A 22,050-nucleotide genomic window follows, 5' to 3' on the forward strand; every position below is an offset into this window, starting at 1 on the left:
CGTAAATTTAATTTAAAATTAAAGGGAAATAATTTCTCAATCAATACCCCTTTATTATTTTAAGTCGGCTTTTTTTGATATGCCTTATTTATTATAGAAGAGGGAGAAGCCCCGGGCCAGGTATAAACCCTTAAATGGTCTTTCCTTCCTTTAAAAATTCTCTGCGGATGCCTTCAATAATATCGGCATGATGAATAATTCTGTTTTCCCTTTTTATTGCAAGTAATGAACAATAGCGAACCACATTGGTAATGCTGCCGCCGCTGATCTCAAAATCAGCGCTGATCAGGCTAAGATCAACGTCATCGGCAAATTTTGTTTTTTGTGAAAATGTCTTCTGCCATATCAATAGCCGTTCTTTAGGCGACGGCATATGAAAATCGATGATGCTTTGAAAACGCCTGGCAAATGCTTCATCGATATTTGATTTAAGGTTTGTGGCAAGAATAACCAGGCCGCTGTAATCTTCAACACGTTGCAGTAAAAACGAGACTTCCTGGTTCGCGTAGCGGTCGTGAGAGTCTTTTACCTGCGTCCTTTTGCCAAATAGTGCATCTGCTTCGTCAAAAAACAAGATCCATTTTTTATGTTCTGCCCTGTCGAATATCCTGGTAAGGTTCTTTTCTGTTTCGCCAATGTATTTGCTGATGATGAGCGAAAGGTCGATGCGGTAAACGTCGTAACCGGTGTATTTGCCAAGCAGGGCGGCGGTAAAAGTTTTACCTGTTCCCGGAGGGCCGAAAAACAGGCTTCTGTAACCCGGTTTTAATTTGCTGCGCAAATCAAAGGTATTCAGCATTTCATTGCCAACTTCTATCCACGTCCTGATCTCCTCGATATGAACAAGCGTCTTTTTTTCCAATACCAGTTCGTCCCAGTTTTGTTCGGTGGTAAGCCTTTTTGCAGGAAACGAATGCGAGAATTCGGGGGCGTACTCTTTTCCCCTGAGTATGATCTCGATCAGATCTTCGGCGGCTACGATAACCGAAGCGGTGAAAGGTTCGGCAGCAGAAGGGCTTTCTAATTGTATAAGGTGTGACGAAAAGAGAAAATGATCGCGCCCGAAATGATTGAGATAAAAAATGCGCTTTTGCAGATCGTCGCCGCTTAAAATAAACAACAGCGTATCCATGGTTGGGACCAGGCCGTTTAGCTGGGCTGCCTTGAAAGCACCGAACTCTGAAAAGCGGGTGTCAATATCCTGGTTTTTGACATAAAAAAAATCAAGCAGCTGCGGCTTTAGTACGGGCGCCATGCTTAACCATAGCATTACTTTATCGGCAAATGACAATTGCTGGTTTTTGAAGAATGTTTTGTACCAGTCGTTTTGTTCATCCGGCACGTCTTCAATTTCGGCCCACGACGCTTCATGACCAAAATATATCTTAAGCCTGGTATCAATTACATTGCTTAGCCATTCAATTTGCTTTTCTACAAAAGCAACATCCGGCCCTTTTAAATCAGTATGTCCATTCAGTGTAAATAATGTACTCATTCCATGGTAACTTTATAGTAAGGATCCCAAAGGGCAGAAATTCGATCAATATATCAATGGTGCTTTTTTCGACCTGTACCAGGAAACCGTCCTCTCTTTTTTGCAGCAGCCCATCCCTTGTAATAAAACTTTTTATCAACCCGTTCCGCGAAGTATTTCTCAAAGCCGACCAGTGTTCGATCAAACTGTCCAGCATTTCCATCCCTTCTTTCTTTTCCGCTTCAGAGAATTGATGTCTTTTTATATCTAAAGGTAAGTCAATTGGCCATCCGCACAGTATTTTATTTAAAACCAAAAGATGCTCCGGCTGGCTGCTTTTACCATTGATCAAAAATTGAAGAAACAGGATAGCTTTTTGCTGCGCTTTCTGATCAATAAAATTGTTCCCTTTATCAACCCAGCCCAGTTCTCTGAACATGAAGGGTAAATACGGATGCAACAAAATAAGGCCGGCATTGCCAATGCTTATTTTATCTTCTTCGGTGCCCGGTTGAAAAACGGTATTGTTTGAAGGATTGGTTGATTCGGCAGCATTGTAAAATTTGTTGCCTGTTGAAAATAGCTTTTCAAGCAATGGCAATAATTTGTCTTTTACAACCACATCCTGCTGCAGCAAAAGCTGTTTAATGTTGCCTGCGGTTTGCTGAACCTGCAATGGCAATTTTATACTGCTGTTGAGATTTTTCTCAAGCAGTTCGGCAACAAAGTTTTTAAAGTCGCCAATGGTTTCGAGCGACCTGTAACGATACAGTTTATTAATGAAAGCTGCATTTAAGTATTGATCGCCGGCAATAACTTTTGAATAAACCTCCTTGAAAAAAAAAGAAATTTCTTTCAAATAGGGGTGTATCATTAAAAATGCTTCATACAATGTGCTTTTTAGCTTTTTCGAATCTGCCGCCAGGTAAGTAATTCTTTGTACATTAATTAAATGATCAGCTTTGATCTTACTGAATAATGCGAAAACAAGTTCTTTATGCTCCCAAAAAGCGATGATCATTTCCCTGATCTCTTCTTCCGGTTTCCGTTGAACGTACCATGGCCAGTAACCGCTTTTCAAAAAGAAAACCAGGTCTTCAACAAGCAGGCCCGTAATTTCATCTGCACTAAAGCCGGCTTTTGGCTCATATTTATTTTGATGAGTGGTTTGAAAAGAGAGCCTTGATAAGGCCTCGGTTAAAGCCGCGGAAAATTTTTCTGAGAACTCCGATTCGGTTATTTTACCGACGTCGATTTCCAGCTTGTCGATGTAAATATTTTTCTCTGTTTTGTCAAAAATGGAGCTGATAAGCGGAAGAGTGTTGTCGTAAAAAATTTTTTTTGTTTGCAGCAGGGCTGTGTTTTTTTCCTCTGGAGCAAACGAGAAGTGCAAAAGTACCCTGTTGATATGATGTTTTTGCATTATTATTTCCTTTGAAATAATTATTTCATCTAATTTAATTTTTTTTTAGAAAAGGTTAAAACTATTGCAGAATAGTTTTTTTTAATTTAGATTCGTTTATATAAACCTGTTCTTTGTTATGCTTGATGTAGCAATGAAATTTTTGAGAGATTTCTTGAATCAGGAAATAACCAGCCCGGCCAACCCTGTCGTTTTAGGAAACATAACCAAGGATACAGATATAGAGAAAGACAAGATCCACCTTTCTCTTTTAAACATAGAAGAAGAAAAAATATTAAAAGAAGTAAATCATAACCGGCGTGTAAACCCCGGGGATGACTTTTACTCTACTGTTAATCCCGAAATTCGTTTAAACTTATACGTTCTTGTTACCTATCAGTATGATGGGAAAAACTATGAGGAAGCTTTAAAGCAGTTGGCCAATGTGGTAACTGTTTTACAGGGGAAATATGTTTTTACAAAACCGGATTTTATAAAGCCTGCTTATGAACCACTACAACAAATAGTGGTTGACCTGTACAGCCAGACTATTGAACAAAACAGCAATATGTGGCAGGCGCTCGGCGAAAAACTTTCCCCATGTTTATTATATAAAATACGTGTTATAGCGATACAGGCAAACAGAGTGCTTGATACATCAGGAGAGGTAAGGGCGGTTGGAATAGATGTAATCCAGAAAAAATTTGAAAATTAAAAACGATGGTTACCCGCTACAAACCTCTTTTTTCGTTTACAACGTCCTATAACCTGGCGGGTATAGGTATTATTTCTGATGGAATTACGCTAACGGCGCCGGCTTTCAGCCTTGGTACCATGTCCGATCTTAAATTAAAACCACAATTTAAGGGTAATGTGGCCAATATTTATTTCGAGGGCAAAGAGATGCCGGCAAATGCACCGGTTGATTGTGTGCCCGCTATCGTTATTGATACCGACGAATATTTCTATCTGAGTATCGGGTTTTCCGACAAGGAAAAAATAAAGAACCTGAAATTTCATTCGACGGCTACCATAGCAAAAGACATCGGTTTCCCGGTGTTATACAACGCTTTGATCTCTGTTTCCGGCGGCGCGCCTACCGTTTCAATACAGGAAGATGTAAAAATTATTACCCCTGTTTTTACTTTTACAGTAACCCAGGCGCAGACCGGGCTTACCTCGGCTTATGCTGCGCTTGAAATACGGGATGAAAAAAATGCCCTTGTTGATTTGAATATACCTCCTACACTCCTCAATGATAAAAGCATTGACGGAGTTTCTGCTATACCTGAGTTTGCGTTTAGTGTGGATGCTTCGGGCTTGGAGCCCGGAATTTATAGTTTTAAAGCCGGTAATTTCATAAAGAAATTTTTTATTGTGAGCGATGCGGAAATTTTAGACAGCATTTCGCTTGTGCGTGTATTAAAAAATGACTTTTTGGAATATAAGACGAGCCTTGCGGATACAAGCTTTGCCGAGTTTGATTTGCTTATTCCGCAGGCATAAAATTGCTATTTATACTAAAAACAAATTGCTGGATCAGCAATAGATAATAACATTCATTATTTAATCAATTTCATTATGGCAGGTACGTACAAAACTCCGAATGTTTATGTGGAAGAAATTACAAAACTTCCGCCGTCAGTAGCCGAAGTAGATACAGCCGTTCCGGCGTTCATTGGCTATACTGAGAAAGCTCAAAGATTTGTTGCTGATGACCTCATCAAAAAACCCACAAGGATATCAAGCCTGCTTGACTATGTGCAATATTTTGGTCAGGGGCCATCTTATTCATCAATCCATGTGCAGCTTGATATTAATAACGTGGTCGACACTTCAACAACGGTTGTCAACAACAGTATTTACAATTTGTACGATAGTATGAGGCTGTTTTTTGATAACGGCGGGGGCGTTTGCTATATCTGTTCGGTAGATAAATACAGCAGCAACGATAATGATGCCACACGCGCCACTAAAATTACGGAAGGGCTGGCAGAAGTACGAAAATTTGATGAGCCAACCATCCTGCTGTTCCCCGATGCCGTAAATATAAAAACGGGCGGCGCTGTCGACTGGGACAAAATTGCCGGCATACAGCAGGCCGCATTAAAACAATGCGGCGACCTGGGCGACCGCTTTGCTGTGCTGGACGTGCCTGATGACCCCACTAAACTGGTGGAAGAAGAAGCGGATCTTTTCCGGAGCAAGATCGGGATGAATAATCTTAAATACGGTGCGGCCTATTCGCCCTACGTAAAAACTATTTACGATAAAACATTCAGGCTGCGTGATATAATGAAAAACCTTTTCGATAGCACGGGGACGGCACTGGCATTAAAATCGCTTTTTAAGGATAGTGACAAGGATGCAAGCGGAACACCAATTAAAACAAAGCTTGATACTTTTTCAACTGTATACGCCAGCAACGACCTTATGAATTCGAGGCTGGCAGTTTATACGGGGGCGCCGGCCACTGATACTTTCAGCAGCTCAAAACTGGACGCCAGTTACCAGGCAATTGTAAATGCATTTAACGGAGCCGCGAATGACGCCGCAAGATTGGTTCAATTAAAAGCGGCCTTTGAATTTGTCTATTACCTGTATGCGCAATTTGAAGGGTTTGTTGTTAATCATGCTACCCCAACAAATAAAATAAACACGGCCACACCTGCAACGCCTACTGCCGCGCTGCCCATAATCACCAGGGTTATAGGGTCGACGGTTTTAAGAGCAGCCGTGGAGGACTTTTTGGCCAGCAACCTGAAAACCAGTTTACAAACGTTCAGAAATCTTGACAACGAAGCCTATCGTATAGCTACACCGGATATTTCCAATACGGCTGCTTCCATGGCCGTTGTCGATTTTACCCTTTTTACAGATGCCAAATGGGTGCCGGCTGCAGCCGTTGATAGCGGCCTGATTAACGGTGCAACCCTTCTTGATAAGGGAACGCAGGCATTAAACGCACTGACACAAATTTTCCGGGCTGCGAAGAGCGGTCTAGATTCTGTTGTCAGCATAGGTTTAGCATTAGAATCGGCCACTGAGGATGCTTTAACGCCCGATCTGCCGATCTATAATTCAATTTTGTCGGTACTGAATACATCCATCAATACCCTGCCGCCATCGGGTGCGGTAGCTGGTGTTTATGCATCTGTTGACAGGGACAGGGGCGTATGGAAAGCTCCCGGAAATGTGTCTATCAATTCCGTCAGCGATGTAAGCGAACTTATTGACGATGATACCCAGGAAGGATTAAATGTCGATCCTAATGCCGGTAAGTCAATCAATGCTATCCGGGCATTTTACGGGAAAGGTATTTTAGTATGGGGCGTAAGAACGCTGGCCGGTAACGACAACGAGTGGCGATATATATCGGTACGGAGGTTTTTTAGTTTTGTTGAAGAAAGTTGTAAGAAAAGCACATCGTGGTGCGTGTTTGAACCGAATGATGCCAACACCTGGGCGCGTATCCGCGGCCAGATCGACAATTTCTTAAATAACCAGTGGCGACAAGGCGCGCTGGCCGGAGCCAAGCCCGAACAGGCATATTATATAAACTGCGGCCTTGGAATTACAATGACATCGCAGGACATTCTCGAGGGGCGACTGATCGTCGAGATCGGAATGGCTGCGGTAAGGCCGGCTGAATTTGTTATACTGAGGTTCTCTCACAAACTCCAGCAATAATTATTATGGTATTTAACTTATAAAATTGATTTTTAATTAAAAAGCTTATGGCAACTAAATATCCTATACCTGTCTTCCACTTCCGCGTTGAATGGGGCGGTACGAATATCGGGTTCTCTGAGGTCTCCGGGTTGAATATTGAAACACAAATTATTGAATACCGCGACGGAAGCATGCCGGACTATAGTACTATCAAAATGCCCGGTATGCAAAAATACGGTAATATCACCTTAAAACGGGGCGTAACTAAAGGCGACAACGAGTTTTTCAGCTGGTGGAATACGCACCAGTTAAATAAGATAGACCGGCGCGACGTAACCATTAGCCTGCTTAATGAAAACCATGAGCCGGTTATTGTATGGCGTGTGCGTAATGCGTGGCCCGTTAAAACCGACGGAGGGTCGCTTAAGGCAACCGGTAACGAAGTAAGTATTGAAACCCTTGAGCTGGCCCATGAAGGCATTAGTGTTGAAAATAATAATTAAGTAAACATTTATGGCATTACTTGATGCGGTTAAATATCCTTCTGTAGGTTTCCATTTTGTTGTAAGGTTTGAAGGCATTGGATCGGGTGTAAGCATAGGGCCTGTTTCAGTGAGTACGGCAGATATAGATACACGATGGACAGAAGTTAACGGGCTTGCAGCAGAAATTACTACCGAAGAATTAATAGAAGGAGGCGAAAACAGGTTTGTGCATAAACTACCCCAAAGGGCAAAATATCCTAACCTGGTATTAAAGCGCGGTTATTTTTCTTCGTTGCCATCCCCGCTCATAACATGGGCAAACGATGCTATTGCAAACTTCGACATCAAGCCCTGCCAGGTCCAGGTGATCTTATTGAATGACATGCACATGCCGGCGCAAATATGGAGTTTTAAAAATGCATATCCGGTTAAACTAACCATGGGTGACTTTAAAGCGATAGACAGTGGTTTTTTAATTGAAAGCATGGAGCTGGCCTACCAGTTTTTTAAACGGGAAAGTTTGCTTGATAAACTTACTTCGGCAGTAGGGATATCTTTATGATATAGCGCCGGCCATTTATAACCTTTAACCCCAAAAGTTATGCCTGTAGAAATAAATGAATTGGTGATCAGGGCCAGCATTACGGCGCCTGAGTCTCCCCGGCAGGCTGCTGTGCCTGCTTCGGATAACGAACAGAAAATTCAGCAGTTGCTGGACGAGGTGTTGAAAAAAATTAACGAAAAAGAAGAACGGTGATCATACCGAAGATCTTTTAGAACCATTTACTAGAAATAGATATGGCTGGATTAATTCAACAGGACGGGGCCCTTCAGAAATTAAAATTCATTCCCTACAACGATGTAAAATTTGAGGACGGAAAACTTGTGCTCAATGATAACAACCTGGGGCAGGCCTATACGGTTATGTTTAACCCCAACAACATTGCTATCAAATTACAGGTTGACAGGGACGAAACGCAGGCCGATGGCGCTACAAGCGCCCCGATGAGGTTTAAAAGAATTAAACCGCAGGATTATACGTTCGAATTTATCATCGATGGCACCGGGGCGAACGGGGAGCCAAAGAAAGAGGTGGCCAAAGAAGTGAACGATTTTTTAACCGTGGTGTATGTATTCGACGGGAAAGAACACCAGAACAGGTATGTCAAAATTCTTTACGGCTCTGTGCTGCTTAAATGTGTTCTAAAATCGGTAGATATTACCTACAATCTCTTTTCTTCAACCGCAAAACCGTTGCGTGCAAAGGTAAATGCCGTTTTTACCAGCTGCCTTGACCAGGAGCTGAGTGAAATGATCAATAACCCCAATTCGCCCGACCTGACGCATAAAAGAAAATTGACGCGCAGCGATAAACTGATAGGGGTTTCCAATTTCATATACAAAAAGAATACTTACTACCTGGAAGTTGCAAGGGCAAATAACTTTAATACTTTCAGAAATCTGCCGGAAGGGACCACGGTTTTTTTTCCGCCTGTATCAAAAACATAAGCGTAAATGCCAGACAATAATAGCAGAGTTGTACCAACCCCGGCGCCTGCCGACCTGCCTACCAAAACAATTTTGGTAAACGGAACTGCTATCGCCGGCAATTATAGCGTGTTAAGCGTCGCCGTGAGCCACATGGCGCATAAAGTGCCCGAAGCCCAGATAGTTTTACTGGATGGGGATGTTAGCACTGCAACCTTCGAAGTAAGTAATAGCGCCGATTTTATTCCGGGTGTGGAAATTGAGATCAAAGCGGGGTATCATGGCCAGGAAGACACCATTTTTAAAGGGATGGTGGTAAAGCAGGCTGTGAAAATTTTACAGGGGCAATCGTCGGTGCTTAATATTGTGGCCAAGCATGATATTTTCAAAACCACGCTCAATAGAAAAAATGCATCGTTTAAAGATAAAAAAGATAGCGAAGTAATCGAATCGCTGATAACAGGAAGCAGCGATGTTGATGCTACCACCACCCAGCACAAGCATTTACTGCAGTCGTTTTGTACCGACTGGGATTTCATAAACTTAAGGGCCGAAGCAAACGGCATGTTTGTTTTGCCAAAATATGATAAAATACAGGTAAAGGCCCCCGTTCTTGACGCCGCTCCTGTTTTGAGTTTGTATTACGGCTCATCTATTCTTGAATTTGAGGCTGAAATGGATGCGCGCAACAGTTACAGCCAGGTAAAGGTAAGCGGCTGGAGCGCATCAGACCAAAAGGTGATAGACAGCACGGAGAGTAATCAATGGAACGGCAAAGAACCCGGGAATTTTACATCAAATGATGCTGCAAATGCCGTTGGCAATAGCTCTCTCGACATGTTTTGGCAGGGCGATACCGTGACAGATAATCTTGATACCGTAGCCAAGGCAGCCGTTATCAGGCATCATTTAAGTAAAACATTCGGAAGGGCGCAATGCATTGGCTTTGCCACTATCTGGCCGGGTGATATAGTTGAATTAAATGGGGTAGGAGACCGCTTTAATGGCAAAGCTTATGTTACCGGCGTACATCACAGCATACGCGAGGGAAAATGGGATACTGATATTCAGTTTGGCTGGAAAAATAAAAGTTATGCCGCACAATACGATGATGTTACAGCCAGTCCGGCGCTTGGCTACATGCCTGGTATTAATGGATTACAGATCGGGATAGTAAACAAACTTGAATCAGATCCTTTAAGCGAATTCAGGGTATTGATACAACTGCCAACCCTCGGCGGCGCCGATGAAGCGATTTGGGCACGAATGGCAACACTTGATGCCGGCAAAGACCGCGGAAGTTATTTCAGGCCCGAAATTGGTGATGAGGTGGTAGTTGGTTTTATTGATAATAACCCGCTGCACGCAGTAATTGTTGGCTGCATGCACAGCAGCAAAAACTCCTCGCCCATAACCCCGGCAGATGCCAATCAGATCAAGGGATTTTACAGTCGCGAAAAAATGAGATGGCAATTTGATGACGACAAGAAGGAGATATTGTTCGATACGCCAAAAGGAAACAAGATATTAATAAGCGAGGATCAGAAAGGGATAACACTGGAAGATGAAAATGGGAACAAGGTAGTGATGAACGATAATGGTATTGAAATAACAAGCAGTAAAGATTTTAAGATAAAGGCAAACGGCGATATATCTGTTGAAGGGACCAATTCCGAATTAAAGGCAAACTCACAGTTCAAAGCGTCGGGCGGGAGTGGTGCCGAGCTGTCATCAAGCTCCACCACAATTGTGAGAGGAAGCACGGTTAATATTAATTAAAAACATATAAAAATTAAAATATGCCTGCAGCAGCCAGAGTAGGAGATGTTACAAATCACGGTGGTACCATAGTGGGCCCCGGTTGTGCCACCGTATTGATAGGCGGTATGCCAGCCAGTGTGATGGGCGATAATCATGTATGTGTAATACCCCCTCCGTCGGGGCACATAACGGCGAGTATCTTCCCGGTTGGGAGCGCTACCGTAAAGATCGGGGGTGTGGCTGCTATCAGAACAACAGACGCGTGTATATGCGGGGCTATGTCGGCTGTTGGCTGCCCCACGGTAATAATTGGCGGGTAAAATAAGATACGATATGGACATGTTAACATCATTTTTAGGTACGGGGTGGAAATTCCCGATACAGTTTACCAAGACAACCGGCAATGTTGAAATGTTAAGCGATGAAGACGATATTCAAAGCAGTCTCCACGTGCTTCTTTTAACCCGGATCGGCGAAAGGATCATGCAGCCTTCCTATGGTTGTAACCTGGATGTGTTAATGTTTGAGGCGATCAACGAATCATTGATCGCTTATGTAAAGGACCTTGTTTTTACGGCCATTTACTATTACGAGCCCAGGATCAATCCCGAAGACGTATCTGTAACGGCCACAGAAGAAGAAGGAATAGTGCTGGTAGATGTTGAGTACACCATCCGCACTACCAACTCAAGGCATAATCTTGTATTTCCTTTCTATTTAGATGAAGGAAACCTGGTAATTAATAGCGGGGCATAGTAAACATTGATTTGAAAAGTAATTTTTAAATATCATTTACCGAATGAGCTGTAGTTGCAACATACCGCATCCGTTAAAAAGAGAAGGCACATACCAGTGGCAACGCTTTCCTGCAGGGTTAAAACAAGGCTTTTACCAGCCCGATGACCGTACCATTGAACAACTGGTAATGCAGGCGGCTGAATATGCTTCTTTTGTAAAATACTATGATACTACGCTGAATGAATGGGGAAGATGGCAGGAGTTTTATGATTTTATTTACGACTATCAAAATAAGGCTTTAAAGTTTGCGAATATCGATAGTTTGCTGCAACGGGGAGACGTTCCGCCGCACCTTGGGTTATTGCTTTCCTTTTTGAAAACATTTCAAACCTTACGCGATAACTTTAATGGCTTTACCGGCCGCCACGTTGATTTTTATTACGAGGATGTTTTACAGCTTGCAAAAAAGCCGGCGGAACCCGACAAGGTAGCCGTTTTGTTTGAGCCGGAGAAAAATACCGTCGCCGCCAGGGTAGTAGCCGGGCGCGAGTTGGATGCCGGCAAAGACGCAGCAAAAAAAAGCCTTGTTTATAAAACTACCCGCGAAATTATCGTAAACCAGGCAGCTATAGCTAAAAAGAAAACGGTTTTCGCAGACAAAACAGGGGCTATTATAAATGGCTTATATGCAGCCGGCGATGCGGCTACCGACAACAGTTTTAAACAAAATAACATTACCAGCTGGCGGGCGTTCGGGTCAATTAATAATGCACCGGCCAATGTCGGCTTTGCTTTCAGCTCTCCGCTTTTATTAGCTAAAGAGGGCCGCCGCAGGCTGACCATAGAAATTGACAGTGTGCAAAATTTGCCGCCGGTATCGTTAACAGCAAGCTATACCGGGCCAAAGGGATGGATAAGTAAGGGTGTAACGGTCGATCTTGTTCCCGGGGTTGGCAGCGGAACATCAGCAAAAACGTATTTGCGTGTAAAAATTGATGAATCGTTACCCGCCATAGCAGCTTACGACGAAAAAACGCACCAATCTAATTACCCAGCGAAGTATCCTGTTATAAAATTTTTGATCAATAACGATGCAAATTTTCCAGAGGCGATCAGCTTTTTGTCGACACTAACCGTAGGCGCATTAAAAGAGGTTGTAATGAATGTTGAGGGTGTCAAGTCGTATACGATCACCGGCGATAACGGAAAGCTGAACCCATTACAGGCCTTTAAGCCATTTGGCAATACGCCTGTAAAAAACAAATCATTTTTTACCATTGGAAGTACCGAGGTTTTCAATAAATACCTGTCCACCCTGCATTTTGCTATTAACTGGAAGGGTGCACCCGGTAATATGGAGAAGTATTATTCGGCTTACCAGACGTATTTAAAAACCGTTCCGGATAACTCCGTAAGTCCGCAAACGATTGATTCATTTAATAAGCAATGGGAAGCGCTTAAACAGGGAAATGTACCCGGGAAAGTTGAATTATTGAGCGGCGGCAAATGGACCCAGGTTAACGAGGATGCCATGGCAAATTATATAAACCCCGATAAAAAGAAGAGCTATAATACGTTTCATACAGATAATATCATAAATAACGATTTTGATATTACAGAATCAAACGACTATACGGAAACGTCGCGGTGGGGTTTTGCCAAAGTAACCGTGGGATATGATTTTGGCCACCAGATTTTTTCGAATGTATTAACCCATACGGTGACCAATAATGCAAAAGTTACCACAGCAGCGGCTATTCTTCCTATTCCTCCGCAGCCTTATACACCTGAGTTTAACAGCCTGCATCTTGATTATGTAAAAAAAGATGCATTTGATGTTGTGACCAGGCCCGAACACCAGTTAATGCAAATTCACCCCTTTGGGTTTTCAGTTATTACTTCAACCCAGGATACCTTGGTTTCGGGCGATTACAACGTAAGCGGGCAACTATTTATTGGCCTCAGCAATTGCCCTGTTGCACAAACTGTTAATCTCTATTTTTCAAGGCTCGATGGCACCGAGGAGATAGATGCGCTGATCAATGAAAAAACGCAATGGTATTACCTTGCGTCCAATCAGTGGATACAGTTTGATTTCGACGAGATAGTTGTAAATACAACTACTGATTTTACTGAAAGCGGCTTTATTTCGTTCGCCATTCCTGAAGCTGCACTGATGTCCAATACGCTTATGGGCGAGAACCTGGTTTGGATAAAAGTAGTTTCGGCATCAAGTGCAGCAGCGTACCCCTCTATAATTGATATTAATACCAATGCGGTTGAAGCTGTGTTTGATGACCGCGACAATGACCCCTATCATTTGCAAATACCGCTGCCTGCGGGTACCATTACAAAGGCGGTTGTAAAAATAGATGGGGTAAAGGCTGTATCTCAGCCATCGGCTTCCTATGGCGGTTCAATGGCCGAGCAGGCCGAACATTTTTTTACCCGCGTAAGCGAAAGATTAAGGCATAAGAACAGGAGCTGGAGCATTTGGGACTATGAGCACCTTGTGCTTGAAAAGTTTCCGGCCATATACAAGATCAAATGTATTTCACATGCCACCCAGGACTGTATGTATGAGCCGGGGAACGTGCTGTGCGTAGCGCTCCCCGCTACCGTCAACATTGCTGAAAAAGACCTGCTGCAGCCAAGGATAAGTAAGGGCACCCTTACAGAAGCCGAAGAATATATCAGCAGCTTTATGACAACTTTTGCCCATGTGAAATTTATAAACCCGGTTTATGAGCCCATCATTGTTAAATGCAGCGTAAAAATTAACCCGGGATTTGATGAGAGTTTCTACCGCGAGCAGCTAAATACGGATATACAGCAATTTATAGCCCCATGGATATTGAATAAAAATATTTCGCCCTCGTTCTCGGGTAAGATATACGCATCATCCATCGTCAATTTTATAGAAGAAAGGCCATACATAGATTATTTAACAAATTTTGAGGCCTTTAAAATAGAAAATAACAAAACAATAAGCTGGAAAGAATTTGCGACCGGCAGCGGCGAAGATGTTATCCTTACTTCTCATTCTTCACATCAAATTGACACACAAGCCATATGCTGACAGACAATGGAAATATCGTAATCAGCAAAACGCCTGTAACACAGTCGGAGGACTATGAGTGGTTACGCAATACGGGCCTGGGTTATATACAGCAATTTTCGGGTAAGTTATGGACCGATTATAATATCCATGATCCCGGCGTAACCATTTGGGAGCTATTGTGTTATGCCTTAACTGATCTTGCGTACCGCACTTCGTTCCCCGTTGCTGATCTGCTGACAGGCGCCGGTGAAAAGGGCCCCAACGCCGATGATTTTTTTACCGCAGATAAGATACTTACAACATGCCCCGTCACGCTCAACGATTATAGAAAATTAATACTGGACCGCACGCCTGGTGTACGTAATGTTTGGCTGGAGACGATGGATGATATAAATTATGATCCTGCCATTTATTTTGATGAAAAAACGGTAGATACATCCCTTACCCAACCGGTGAGCCATCCTTTTGAAATTATTAAGTTAAAGGGGCTTTACATTGTTAAAATCGAGGTGGAAGATTATCAAACTATCGTAGACCATCATCAGCCCTTTTTAACAACGCTTGCGCAATTCCGGAATAAGGATTCGGCCCATACAGAAGCAGTGGTTCAGTCCGACGAATATAAGATCTGTTTAGAGAATTATGTAAAGGACCTGCTGAGCCAGAACCGTAACCTGTGCGAAGACTTTGAAGTAATCAATGTTCCGAATGCGGAATTTGTGGCGGTATGCGCGGATATTGAACTAAAGCCCGATGCAAACGCGGATGTTGTTTTTCTTAAAATATACAGTGAATTATATAACTATATAAACCCCAACCTCAAATTTTATTCGTTTAAAGAGCTTATTGATAAGCAAAAGCGCACCGAAGATATCTTCAACGGGCCGTCTGCCACACGCGGTTTCATTGACGAAGACGAACTCAATGCACACGGCCACCTCGATGTTTTATATGTCAGCGATATTATTAACCGGCTGATGGATATACCCGAAATATTGCAAATAAAAAAAATACATCTAAGTAGTTATAAGGACAACGGTGACGGTACTTTTTCGGTTTTGCAAAATGCGCAGCAATACTGTTTACATCTGCAGGATACTTCAAATGCCGTATTCCAATTTATGCTTGACGCCGATGCGCAGGATAAAACCAAAATATTTAATAGCATAAACTTTTCTAAAGGGCTCATCTATTTTACGCCCAAAAGAAAACCGGAATACAGCACGTACGACTTTATCGACTATCCTGAGTTACCGGCCGGCTTTGAAAACGATCTGCCGATACCTGCGGGGGGAAACCGGGATATTTTAAATTATTATTCCGTACAAAATGATTTCCCCTTATTTTATTACACCGGTATGGATGGCATACCCAAGGGGGAAACCAACCTTCGCAAAGCGCAAAGGCTTCAATCAAAAGCCTACTTGTTATTTTTTGATCAGTTGCTTGCCGATTACCTGAAACAGCTGGATCAGCTTAAAAATATATTCACATGGCGCGGGGGCGTAACCTCGCCGGTATTGCTGCCTTTACCGCTAAGTGAGGACATAATAAAAGATCTGGGTATGTTGCTTCAGTCGGATACAGATCCAAACAAATTTGATGCAACTTATACTTCGTATGCACAATTAATTGAAACCCCCGATCAGCAAAAGCAAAGGCGCAACAGGCTTTTAGATCATTTACTGGCACGGTTTAACGAGTTGTTTGTTGATTATTCGGTTTTTAAATTTCAACAGAACAAGACGGGCGATTTTTTTGATGAGGCGACCGCAGACGAGCTGATCAATGACAAGATCCAGTTCCTGAGCGTGTATCCTGAAATTAGTTGCGGGCGAAGCCGCGCTTTTGATTATACAAAACCCTTTTATGAGAGTGCAGATAATGTGTGCGGGCTGCAATTGAGGGTCCAGAAAATGCTGGGTATTATCAGTTCCCAAAATAAAAAACTGTCGGTACCTACCAATGCGGTTGACTATAAATTATTACTGCAGAATATAGCTACGGGGGTGGTACCTACGGCGGCGGATAAATTGGTTATTACCGATAATCGTTTTGACGATTTTGACGCAAATTTCGGGATACATGTTTTAGAACATATTTTGTTACGACCCCTTTATAAAAGCACGGCGCCGCTCGATAAATTGCTGCCATTATGCGGCAACGGAACAAATAACGAACACGCGGAATGCCTGACACCTGATAATTATAGCATGCAGATGACCATTGTTGCACCGGGATGGCTTTCTATCAGCAACAATATGGATTTTCGTGCCTTTACCGAAAGCCTTATACGCACCGAGGCGCCGGCGCACGTAACATTGAAAATTTGCTGGCTCGATCCGGCGCTGATGTACCTGTTTGAGCAGACAACCGGGGTGTTTTTTACCGCGCTGGCAAAAGTAGAAGCTGCCGGAGCAGTGCCTGTTGCCCAGGATATTACGGATTTTAATGCCGCCCTGCTCGACGTTTATACCATGATGGGCTTACTGAAAAATATGTACCTGCCATCTATCCTTGACGAATGTGACGACATTAATTACAATGAAGAAGCAGACAAAATAAAGGTGCCGGTTATACTTGATTATTCGGCGCTTGGCAGCGATGGTAAAGAAGAATGGTTTGTTTTTGAAAAAAAACAGCCCTGAGTTATTGAATAAATAGTTGTTGTTAAACCTGCCAAAACGCAAAAGGCAACATCAAAAACGCTAAAAAAACAATGTAGTAATTGATTTTTTTCATGTTGATTTAAAACTTTTAATATGGAAACCCGACCAAATTCTTTCCCTGTTTATGTAAGCAGCCAATACCTTACAAGTAAACAGCTTAATGAGACAACCGATTTTTTGTGGCAGGAGGAAAAGGCTGCGAGATACCTGCTGAAAGGGAACGGCATACTACAAGGGTTTGCTTTAAGCTTTACAGATGGCGTTTCGCTTAAACAGATCAGCATTACAGCAGGAAGCGGCTGCACGGTTGATGGTTATATCATTCAGCAAACCGGCAACCAGGTGTTTGATAAAGGTCATGCGATCGATCTAAGCTTAATTACTTTGCCGGATAATTCTCAGCAGCTGATGGAGAAGGCCGACTACGATAAAGTGAAGGATAAATTGAACGCTACCGAAAAAATATTGAATGCAATTGAAATATTTAACGTTACAAGTAACCTGCCCGATCTGCCCGACGGCTCAAATACCCTGGACTCTATGGCTATCCCGGCGGCAAAGGCTGTTTCTGATTATACCGTTTTCGCGGGCGTTTTTGTAAAAGATGATAGCTATGATAATTGCCAGCAAGGCGATTGTAACGACAGGGGTACCGAAAGAAGTTATATGACCAGATTATTCCTGGTGCTTGCCGCCCAATTCAGCGTAGCGCCGGTTCCGCCATCAAATACGTTAAGCCCCCAGATGCCTTTATGTATGGCAACACGCATAAAGGGACTTTCGCAGGTAGGCAGTACCGCTGCTTTTTATCAAAATTCGTTTACCGCATGGAGCACAAATTTTACAATCTTTCAGCCTTATTTTGCCGTTGCAAGCTCAGGAAAACAGCTGAGTATTATTTCAACGCTGCTCGATTCTGCCGAGAAAACGGCCTTTACGGCAGCCGTCGCTAAGTTTACCGCCATTGTTGCATCGGCAAATGCAGCCAAGTGCGAGCAATATTACAATGCTTTTGCCTCTGATCTATCAGCAGCGATAAATGAGCTGGTTGAGTTTTACAATGATTATGCAAAAAAATATCCCAACTATCCGCAGGCGAGGATAGAGGGTGCTTTAGTGCTTGGCGGCCTAAAGCAGGGTAGCGTTGATAAGTGGCGTTATTATTTTTTACCCGCAGGCGATCAGCCGGCATTTACATTTGACAGAAACCGCCTTAAGCAATTATTTATGCGTGCCGTTTCGCTGGTGAATAATTTTGTAACACAGGATATCATCAAAACGCAGGCCGCTAAAATAAATAAAGTGTTGGCTATTCCGTCTGTTGCAGGCGACTCGCAGCTTGCTCACCGCGCTATTCCTTATTATTACGATGTGCTGGTTGCCAATAATCAAATTTTAAATAACTGGAACCCCCAAAGCGGAGACCTCCAGAATATTTTCTGTTATTACGACGCGCAAATACCGACAAGAAATACCAATCCTAATATGGCGGCGAAGCTTTCTATGGCCGATTGGACAAACCAGGGCTTTTTCAGGATAGAGGGCCATCTTGGCCTTCAAAAGGACGCCGTTATTTCTGCGTTAAATCAAATGATAGTAGCCGATGATTTGCCAATTCAATTGATAGATTGCAACGTGAATTACAAGGGGCCCACCTCATGGAACAACTGGTATAACGATTTCTCTGTTTTTTTAAATGATAGTTTAAAGGCGTTAAAGGCAGCAATGGCAGACCCGAATCAGCCTAAAACAACTTATGCTTATGACCCGTTTAAAAAAATGGTGGCCAACAATTTAGAAACCAGCTATCGTCAACCGGACAAGATAAAGGGTATTGTAGACAATCTGAATGCCTATTCGCACGTGTTTTACAATGCAGGCAATGCCAAGCCGGGTTTGGCTAAGCCCGCTGCTGCCGGCACCGCTACCAATCCATTGTCCGATCCGAATGTGATAGCCAAATATAACGCTGCTGTTAATAAAGATAAGGTATTGGCCCTGATTAAAGGGTATAACGATGCGCTTGTTGAAGTTAACGATCCGAATGTGAAAAAAATAGTTGTGCTTAAGGATCTTGCCGGTTTGGAGTACACCGGCGGTGTTCCGAAAGGGGGGACATTTGTATTACTTCACGATGGTGCAACAGTAATTGGCGATGGGTCCCTTTCCTATTATTACAGGATCAATCAGAGCAGAATTTTTGATGTCTAAATTTCTTGATAATTTAAAAAAAACTTATCTTTATACTGTTTGATTTGGTATATAGTTTGGTTGGGGTTTACGCGAAGCGTGAAAACGTATAGCGCTCGTTAGAGTTAAGAACAGCAGCAAGGCAACTTATCGAAATTTCTCGTGTTTTTACGATGTCGCAAGACTAAGTTTATTTCTTTTTTAAGTTCTCGGGGTCATTCTCCGAGGGCTTTTTTTTTGGGGTAGAGCCGGAATTTTATTTTTCATAATCGGACAAACAGAGAATACCCACCTGTAATGACAGTTTGTGCTCAATCCGCTGACTTTTAGCGTATAAGCGCTACAGTTTATAAAACCGGTGTTTTGAACCCGGTTTATGTGCGCAGATTTGCTATTTTGTGCAGGAAAATATGAAGAACTTACTTTTAAAGATCACCCTAACCTGCCTTTTATTCGGTTTTGCCGGCGTTAATGCCCAGGAATTAATGATGTACCAGCAGCCCAAAGATTATGAAATGCCACCCAAAATGATCCCCACCGTCAGGAAATATTGGGTTAGCCTGCCTAAAGACTACAACGAGACCACCGACCGCTACCCTATAATTTTCCTCTTTGACGGCGATGAACAGTTTTTAAGGAACTTAATTTTGTTTGATGCCGACCAGCTAACCAAAACAGGAGAGATTCCGCCCTGCATTATAGTGGGGATTATTCAAAGAAACCGGGCTTTGGATTTCGGGCCGCTTTATGCCGTAAAATCAAACCCGAACAGCAGTAAGGTAAACGGTGATAAATTTTTTGATTTTTTGAAAGAGGAACTTTTGCCAGAATTAAAAAAGAACTACCGGACACAGGACTTTAAAATTGGTATAGGCCACTCCTTAGGCGGACTTTTTTTGCTGAATAGTTTCACCAAAGACCCGGGATTTTTTAATGCCATTGTGGCCTTCAGCCCGGCATTGGAGATGAACCGCGACAGCACCTTATTCAGCAACCTGCAAAAAACCCTTCGTTCAAAGCTTGATAGGCAAACGTTTTTCTGCTGGTCGTCAGGCACTGATGGTATCAACGAGGTTACATTCAGGCCGGCGTCCGGGGTGCTGGGTAAACTGTTGGCGGATAACCCGAATCCACTCCTAAAGTATAAATATGTTGATCTGCCCGGCAAATACCACAACAACACACCGTTATACACTATGCTCGACGCTTTCGGCTTTGTATTTTCCGACTGGGATATTGCCAAATGGTACCGGGGCCTGTTTTATGATAAAAGTGTGGAGCCTGTTGCCGCCAACAACCAAAGGAACGCGCTCATCAAAAAATTGTATGGGTTTGACGAGGACCCAACCGACGACCGTATCCAGAACAATGTGGGCGGGCAGCTTTTATTGAGAAAAAGATACGCGGAGGCTCTGCCGTATCTAAAAAAAGCGGTGGAAATGAAACCGGGCAGCAGCGGCTATAGCGAAGACCTGGGCGAAGCAGAAGAAAACCTGAAAAATTATCCGGCTGCCATATCGGCGCTCAAAACAGCCCTGGCAAACCTGGATAAAAATGCTGATGATTATAAAGAACGGTCGGAACAATACCAAACCGGCATCAAACGGCTGGAAGGGCTGATAAAACAATAACTTTACGTCCGTACACTGCCGGCATCAACCTAACGCCAGCCCAGGGCCGGTGCCACATGCTGCAGTATCATTGACAGCACATGCACATTATAATCCACGCCGAGGGTATTGGGTATGGTGAGCAACAGGGTGTCCGCCTCCCGGATGGCTTCGTCGCCGGCTAATTCTTTGATCAGTTGGTCGGGTTCGGCGGCATAACTTTTGCCGAAGACGGCGCGTTTGTTGGGTTCGATATAACCGAAACTGTCGGCGCCTTTGGCCTGGCCAAAGTAAGCCCGGTCAAGATCAGTTACCAGCGCAAAAATAGAGCGGCTAACCGAAACCCGCGGTTCGCGCTGATGGCCTGCTTTTTTCCAGGCCTCCTTATAAAGTCTTATCTGTTCGGCTTGTTGAATGTGAAAAGGTTTGCCGCTTTCGTCGAATTTGAGGGTAGAGCTTTGGAGGTTCATGGCATTTTCGGCAGCCCAAACCGCGGTTGCGTTGGATGCGGCTCCCCACCAGATGCGTTCGCGCAATCCTTCGGCATGGGGCTCTAAACGTAACAGGCCCGGCGGATTGGGGAACATAGGATAGGGGTTTGGCTCGGCGAAGCCTTCACCGTCCAGTTTATTCAAAAATTCCAACGCTTTCCTGCGACCCATATCGGCATCGGTTTCGCCGGGTAAAGGTTCGTACCCGAAATGGCGCCAGCCCTCTATCACCTGCTCGGGCGAGCCGCGGCTTATGCCCAGTTGCAGGCGCCCGCCCGATACCAGGTCGGCAGCGCCGGCATCTTCCACCATATACATCGGGTTTTCGTAACGCATATCGATAACGCCCGTGCCTATCTCTATTTTGCTGGTTTTGGCGCCTATGGCCGACAGCAGGGGGAACGGCGATGCCAGCTGCGCCGCAAAATGGTGGACGCGAAAATAAGCGCCATCCAGACCGATCTGCTCGGCGGCAACGGCCAGGTCGATAGACTGAAGCAGGGTATCGGCTGCGGTACGGGTTTTATAGGAGGGGTGGTTTGACCAATGCCCGAATGATAGGAATCCGATCTTTTTCATGGTGGGGCAAAGGTAGGGAATAATGGGGCAGACTTCGTCGCGCGTGTGCCACCGCAGGGTAAAAGTATGCTTAGCCGGAAATAGCCAGCAGGTAGTCGAGCTGGTTGGCCGGATCACTTGGGTTTGGGGCAACCCGCTCATCCTGGCCCGCAGGCCAGCCAAAGTAATCGCATATATCATGGTACAGCATCAGCAGCTGTTTATCGGTATCAGTAAAAGCAGGCAGGAAGGTAAAATTCCTTTTCTGCAGGTTGTCATGTGTTTCCATATTGATATAGACGGGCGGGATGGAAAAACATTTTAAGGAAAATGAAAATATTTATTGCATTCAAGCGTCGCCGTGCTTAAGTTTTTAAACGAGTGATGGTGGGGCGATAAACGGTGTTTGTTCAAAGCACCCGCACGGAGTGCTGTATCTCATATTGCATTT

The 22,050-nt window shown here is 43.7% G+C and carries 18 protein-coding genes; 14 read left to right on the plus strand and 4 right to left on the minus strand.

Annotation, left to right across the window (positions count from 1 at the left end; genetic code table 11):
* Nucleotides 1-130 precede the first annotated feature (130 nt).
* Both FRZ54_RS14385 and FRZ54_RS14390 read right to left on the minus strand, forming a co-directional pair.
* On the minus strand, nucleotides 131-1,495 hold the full coding sequence (locus tag FRZ54_RS14385) for an ATP-binding protein (RefSeq protein ID WP_147032284.1): 1,365 nt from the start codon (nucleotides 1,493-1,495) through the stop codon (nucleotides 131-133).
* Nucleotides 1,461-2,897, minus strand: coding sequence for a contractile injection system tape measure protein (locus FRZ54_RS14390; RefSeq protein ID WP_147032285.1), 1,437 nt, complete (start codon nucleotides 2,895-2,897; stop codon nucleotides 1,461-1,463). Before FRZ54_RS14390 ends, FRZ54_RS14385 begins: the two co-directional genes overlap by 35 nt.
* A gap of 118 nt (nucleotides 2,898-3,015) precedes the next feature.
* Here FRZ54_RS14390 and FRZ54_RS14395 point away from each other — a divergent pair, with 118 nt between their 5' ends.
* The 14 genes from FRZ54_RS14395 to FRZ54_RS14455 all read left to right on the plus strand — a co-directional run bounded on the left by FRZ54_RS14395 (nucleotide 3,016) and on the right by FRZ54_RS14455 (nucleotide 20,571).
* Nucleotides 3,016-3,591 (plus strand): DUF4255 domain-containing protein, encoded by a 576-nt coding sequence (locus tag FRZ54_RS14395; RefSeq protein WP_147032286.1) that lies wholly within the window; start codon nucleotides 3,016-3,018, stop codon nucleotides 3,589-3,591.
* A 5-nt stretch (nucleotides 3,592-3,596) separates the two neighbouring features.
* Nucleotides 3,597-4,382 (plus strand): hypothetical protein, encoded by a 786-nt coding sequence (locus tag FRZ54_RS14400; RefSeq protein WP_147032287.1) that lies wholly within the window; start codon nucleotides 3,597-3,599, stop codon nucleotides 4,380-4,382.
* A gap of 75 nt (nucleotides 4,383-4,457) precedes the next feature.
* Nucleotides 4,458-6,566, plus strand: coding sequence for a phage tail sheath C-terminal domain-containing protein (locus tag FRZ54_RS14405; protein WP_228462496.1), 2,109 nt, complete (start codon nucleotides 4,458-4,460; stop codon nucleotides 6,564-6,566).
* Nucleotides 6,567-6,613: 47 nt separating this feature from the next.
* Nucleotides 6,614-7,051 carry a phage tail protein gene (locus FRZ54_RS14410; protein WP_147032288.1) on the plus strand — a complete coding sequence of 146 codons (438 nt, stop codon included), beginning with the start codon at nucleotides 6,614-6,616 and terminating at the stop codon, nucleotides 7,049-7,051.
* A gap of 10 nt (nucleotides 7,052-7,061) precedes the next feature.
* Nucleotides 7,062-7,595, plus strand: coding sequence for a phage tail protein (locus FRZ54_RS14415; protein ID WP_147032289.1), 534 nt, complete (start codon nucleotides 7,062-7,064; stop codon nucleotides 7,593-7,595).
* Between the two features lie 39 nt (nucleotides 7,596-7,634).
* Complete coding sequence (locus FRZ54_RS24505) at nucleotides 7,635-7,790, plus strand: DUF5908 family protein (protein ID WP_187359631.1); 156 nt, start codon at nucleotides 7,635-7,637, stop codon at nucleotides 7,788-7,790.
* A 41-nt stretch (nucleotides 7,791-7,831) separates the two neighbouring features.
* The gene (locus tag FRZ54_RS14420) at nucleotides 7,832-8,542 is read left to right on the plus strand and encodes a CIS tube protein (protein WP_147032290.1); all 711 of its coding nucleotides are present in this window, start codon (nucleotides 7,832-7,834) and stop codon (nucleotides 8,540-8,542) included.
* A 6-nt stretch (nucleotides 8,543-8,548) separates the two neighbouring features.
* Nucleotides 8,549-10,300 (plus strand): type VI secretion system tip protein VgrG, encoded by a 1,752-nt coding sequence (gene vgrG, locus FRZ54_RS14425; protein ID WP_147032291.1) that lies wholly within the window; start codon nucleotides 8,549-8,551, stop codon nucleotides 10,298-10,300.
* 20 nt (nucleotides 10,301-10,320) lie between these two features.
* Nucleotides 10,321-10,602: a PAAR domain-containing protein gene (locus FRZ54_RS14430; RefSeq protein WP_147032292.1), complete on the plus strand. Its 282-nt coding sequence runs from the start codon at nucleotides 10,321-10,323 to the stop codon at nucleotides 10,600-10,602.
* 13 nt (nucleotides 10,603-10,615) lie between these two features.
* Nucleotides 10,616-11,038: a GPW/gp25 family protein gene (locus FRZ54_RS14435; RefSeq protein ID WP_147032293.1), complete on the plus strand. Its 423-nt coding sequence runs from the start codon at nucleotides 10,616-10,618 to the stop codon at nucleotides 11,036-11,038.
* Between the two features lie 43 nt (nucleotides 11,039-11,081).
* Complete coding sequence (locus FRZ54_RS14440; RefSeq protein WP_147032294.1) at nucleotides 11,082-14,099, plus strand: baseplate J/gp47 family protein; 3,018 nt, start codon at nucleotides 11,082-11,084, stop codon at nucleotides 14,097-14,099.
* On the plus strand, nucleotides 14,093-16,729 hold the full coding sequence (locus FRZ54_RS14445; RefSeq protein ID WP_147032295.1) for a hypothetical protein: 2,637 nt from the start codon (nucleotides 14,093-14,095) through the stop codon (nucleotides 16,727-16,729). Before FRZ54_RS14440 ends, FRZ54_RS14445 begins: the two co-directional genes overlap by 7 nt.
* Before the next feature lie 114 nt (nucleotides 16,730-16,843).
* Nucleotides 16,844-18,961, plus strand: a complete 2,118-nt coding sequence (locus tag FRZ54_RS14450) for a hypothetical protein (RefSeq protein WP_147032296.1) — start codon at nucleotides 16,844-16,846, stop codon at nucleotides 18,959-18,961.
* A gap of 389 nt (nucleotides 18,962-19,350) precedes the next feature.
* Nucleotides 19,351-20,571, plus strand: a complete 1,221-nt coding sequence (locus tag FRZ54_RS14455) for an alpha/beta hydrolase-fold protein (protein WP_147032297.1) — start codon at nucleotides 19,351-19,353, stop codon at nucleotides 20,569-20,571.
* Nucleotides 20,572-20,600: 29 nt separating this feature from the next.
* Here FRZ54_RS14455 and FRZ54_RS14460 read toward each other — a convergent pair whose 3' ends face one another.
* On the minus strand, nucleotides 20,601-21,620 hold the full coding sequence (locus tag FRZ54_RS14460) for an LLM class flavin-dependent oxidoreductase (protein ID WP_147032298.1): 1,020 nt from the start codon (nucleotides 21,618-21,620) through the stop codon (nucleotides 20,601-20,603).
* Between the two features lie 70 nt (nucleotides 21,621-21,690).
* Complete coding sequence (locus FRZ54_RS14465) at nucleotides 21,691-21,888, minus strand: hypothetical protein (protein WP_147032299.1); 198 nt, start codon at nucleotides 21,886-21,888, stop codon at nucleotides 21,691-21,693.
* Between the last annotated feature and the right edge of the window lie 162 nt (nucleotides 21,889-22,050).

The sequence above is a fragment of the Mucilaginibacter ginsenosidivorans genome, assembly GCF_007971025.1.
In the GTDB taxonomy this organism is placed as follows: domain Bacteria; phylum Bacteroidota; class Bacteroidia; order Sphingobacteriales; family Sphingobacteriaceae; genus Mucilaginibacter; species Mucilaginibacter ginsenosidivorans.

What these genes read in the sequence shown, in the direction of transcription:
- FRZ54_RS14465 (WP_147032299.1), bottom strand. Translation starts at nt 21,888, where the DNA reads ATGGAAACACATGACAACCTGCAGAAAAGGAATTTTACCTTCCTGCCT.
- FRZ54_RS14395 (WP_147032286.1), top strand. Translation starts at nt 3,016, where the DNA reads ATGCTTGATGTAGCAATGAAATTTTTGAGAGATTTCTTGAATCAGGAA.
- FRZ54_RS14435 (WP_147032293.1), top strand. Translation starts at nt 10,616, where the DNA reads ATGGACATGTTAACATCATTTTTAGGTACGGGGTGGAAATTCCCGATA.
- FRZ54_RS24505 (WP_187359631.1), top strand. Translation starts at nt 7,635, where the DNA reads ATGCCTGTAGAAATAAATGAATTGGTGATCAGGGCCAGCATTACGGCG.
- FRZ54_RS14405 (WP_228462496.1), top strand. Translation starts at nt 4,458, where the DNA reads ATGGCAGGTACGTACAAAACTCCGAATGTTTATGTGGAAGAAATTACA.
- FRZ54_RS14460 (WP_147032298.1), bottom strand. Translation starts at nt 21,620, where the DNA reads ATGAAAAAGATCGGATTCCTATCATTCGGGCATTGGTCAAACCACCCC.
- FRZ54_RS14385 (WP_147032284.1), bottom strand. Translation starts at nt 1,495, where the DNA reads ATGAGTACATTATTTACACTGAATGGACATACTGATTTAAAAGGGCCG.
- FRZ54_RS14390 (WP_147032285.1), bottom strand. Translation starts at nt 2,897, where the DNA reads ATGCAAAAACATCATATCAACAGGGTACTTTTGCACTTCTCGTTTGCT.
- FRZ54_RS14450 (WP_147032296.1), top strand. Translation starts at nt 16,844, where the DNA reads ATGGAAACCCGACCAAATTCTTTCCCTGTTTATGTAAGCAGCCAATAC.
- FRZ54_RS14440 (WP_147032294.1), top strand. Translation starts at nt 11,082, where the DNA reads ATGAGCTGTAGTTGCAACATACCGCATCCGTTAAAAAGAGAAGGCACA.
- FRZ54_RS14455 (WP_147032297.1), top strand. Translation starts at nt 19,351, where the DNA reads ATGAAGAACTTACTTTTAAAGATCACCCTAACCTGCCTTTTATTCGGT.
- FRZ54_RS14415 (WP_147032289.1), top strand. Translation starts at nt 7,062, where the DNA reads ATGGCATTACTTGATGCGGTTAAATATCCTTCTGTAGGTTTCCATTTT.
- FRZ54_RS14410 (WP_147032288.1), top strand. Translation starts at nt 6,614, where the DNA reads ATGGCAACTAAATATCCTATACCTGTCTTCCACTTCCGCGTTGAATGG.
- FRZ54_RS14420 (WP_147032290.1), top strand. Translation starts at nt 7,832, where the DNA reads ATGGCTGGATTAATTCAACAGGACGGGGCCCTTCAGAAATTAAAATTC.
- FRZ54_RS14430 (WP_147032292.1), top strand. Translation starts at nt 10,321, where the DNA reads ATGCCTGCAGCAGCCAGAGTAGGAGATGTTACAAATCACGGTGGTACC.
- FRZ54_RS14400 (WP_147032287.1), top strand. Translation starts at nt 3,597, where the DNA reads ATGGTTACCCGCTACAAACCTCTTTTTTCGTTTACAACGTCCTATAAC.
- vgrG (WP_147032291.1), top strand. Translation starts at nt 8,549, where the DNA reads ATGCCAGACAATAATAGCAGAGTTGTACCAACCCCGGCGCCTGCCGAC.
- FRZ54_RS14445 (WP_147032295.1), top strand. Translation starts at nt 14,093, where the DNA reads ATGCTGACAGACAATGGAAATATCGTAATCAGCAAAACGCCTGTAACA.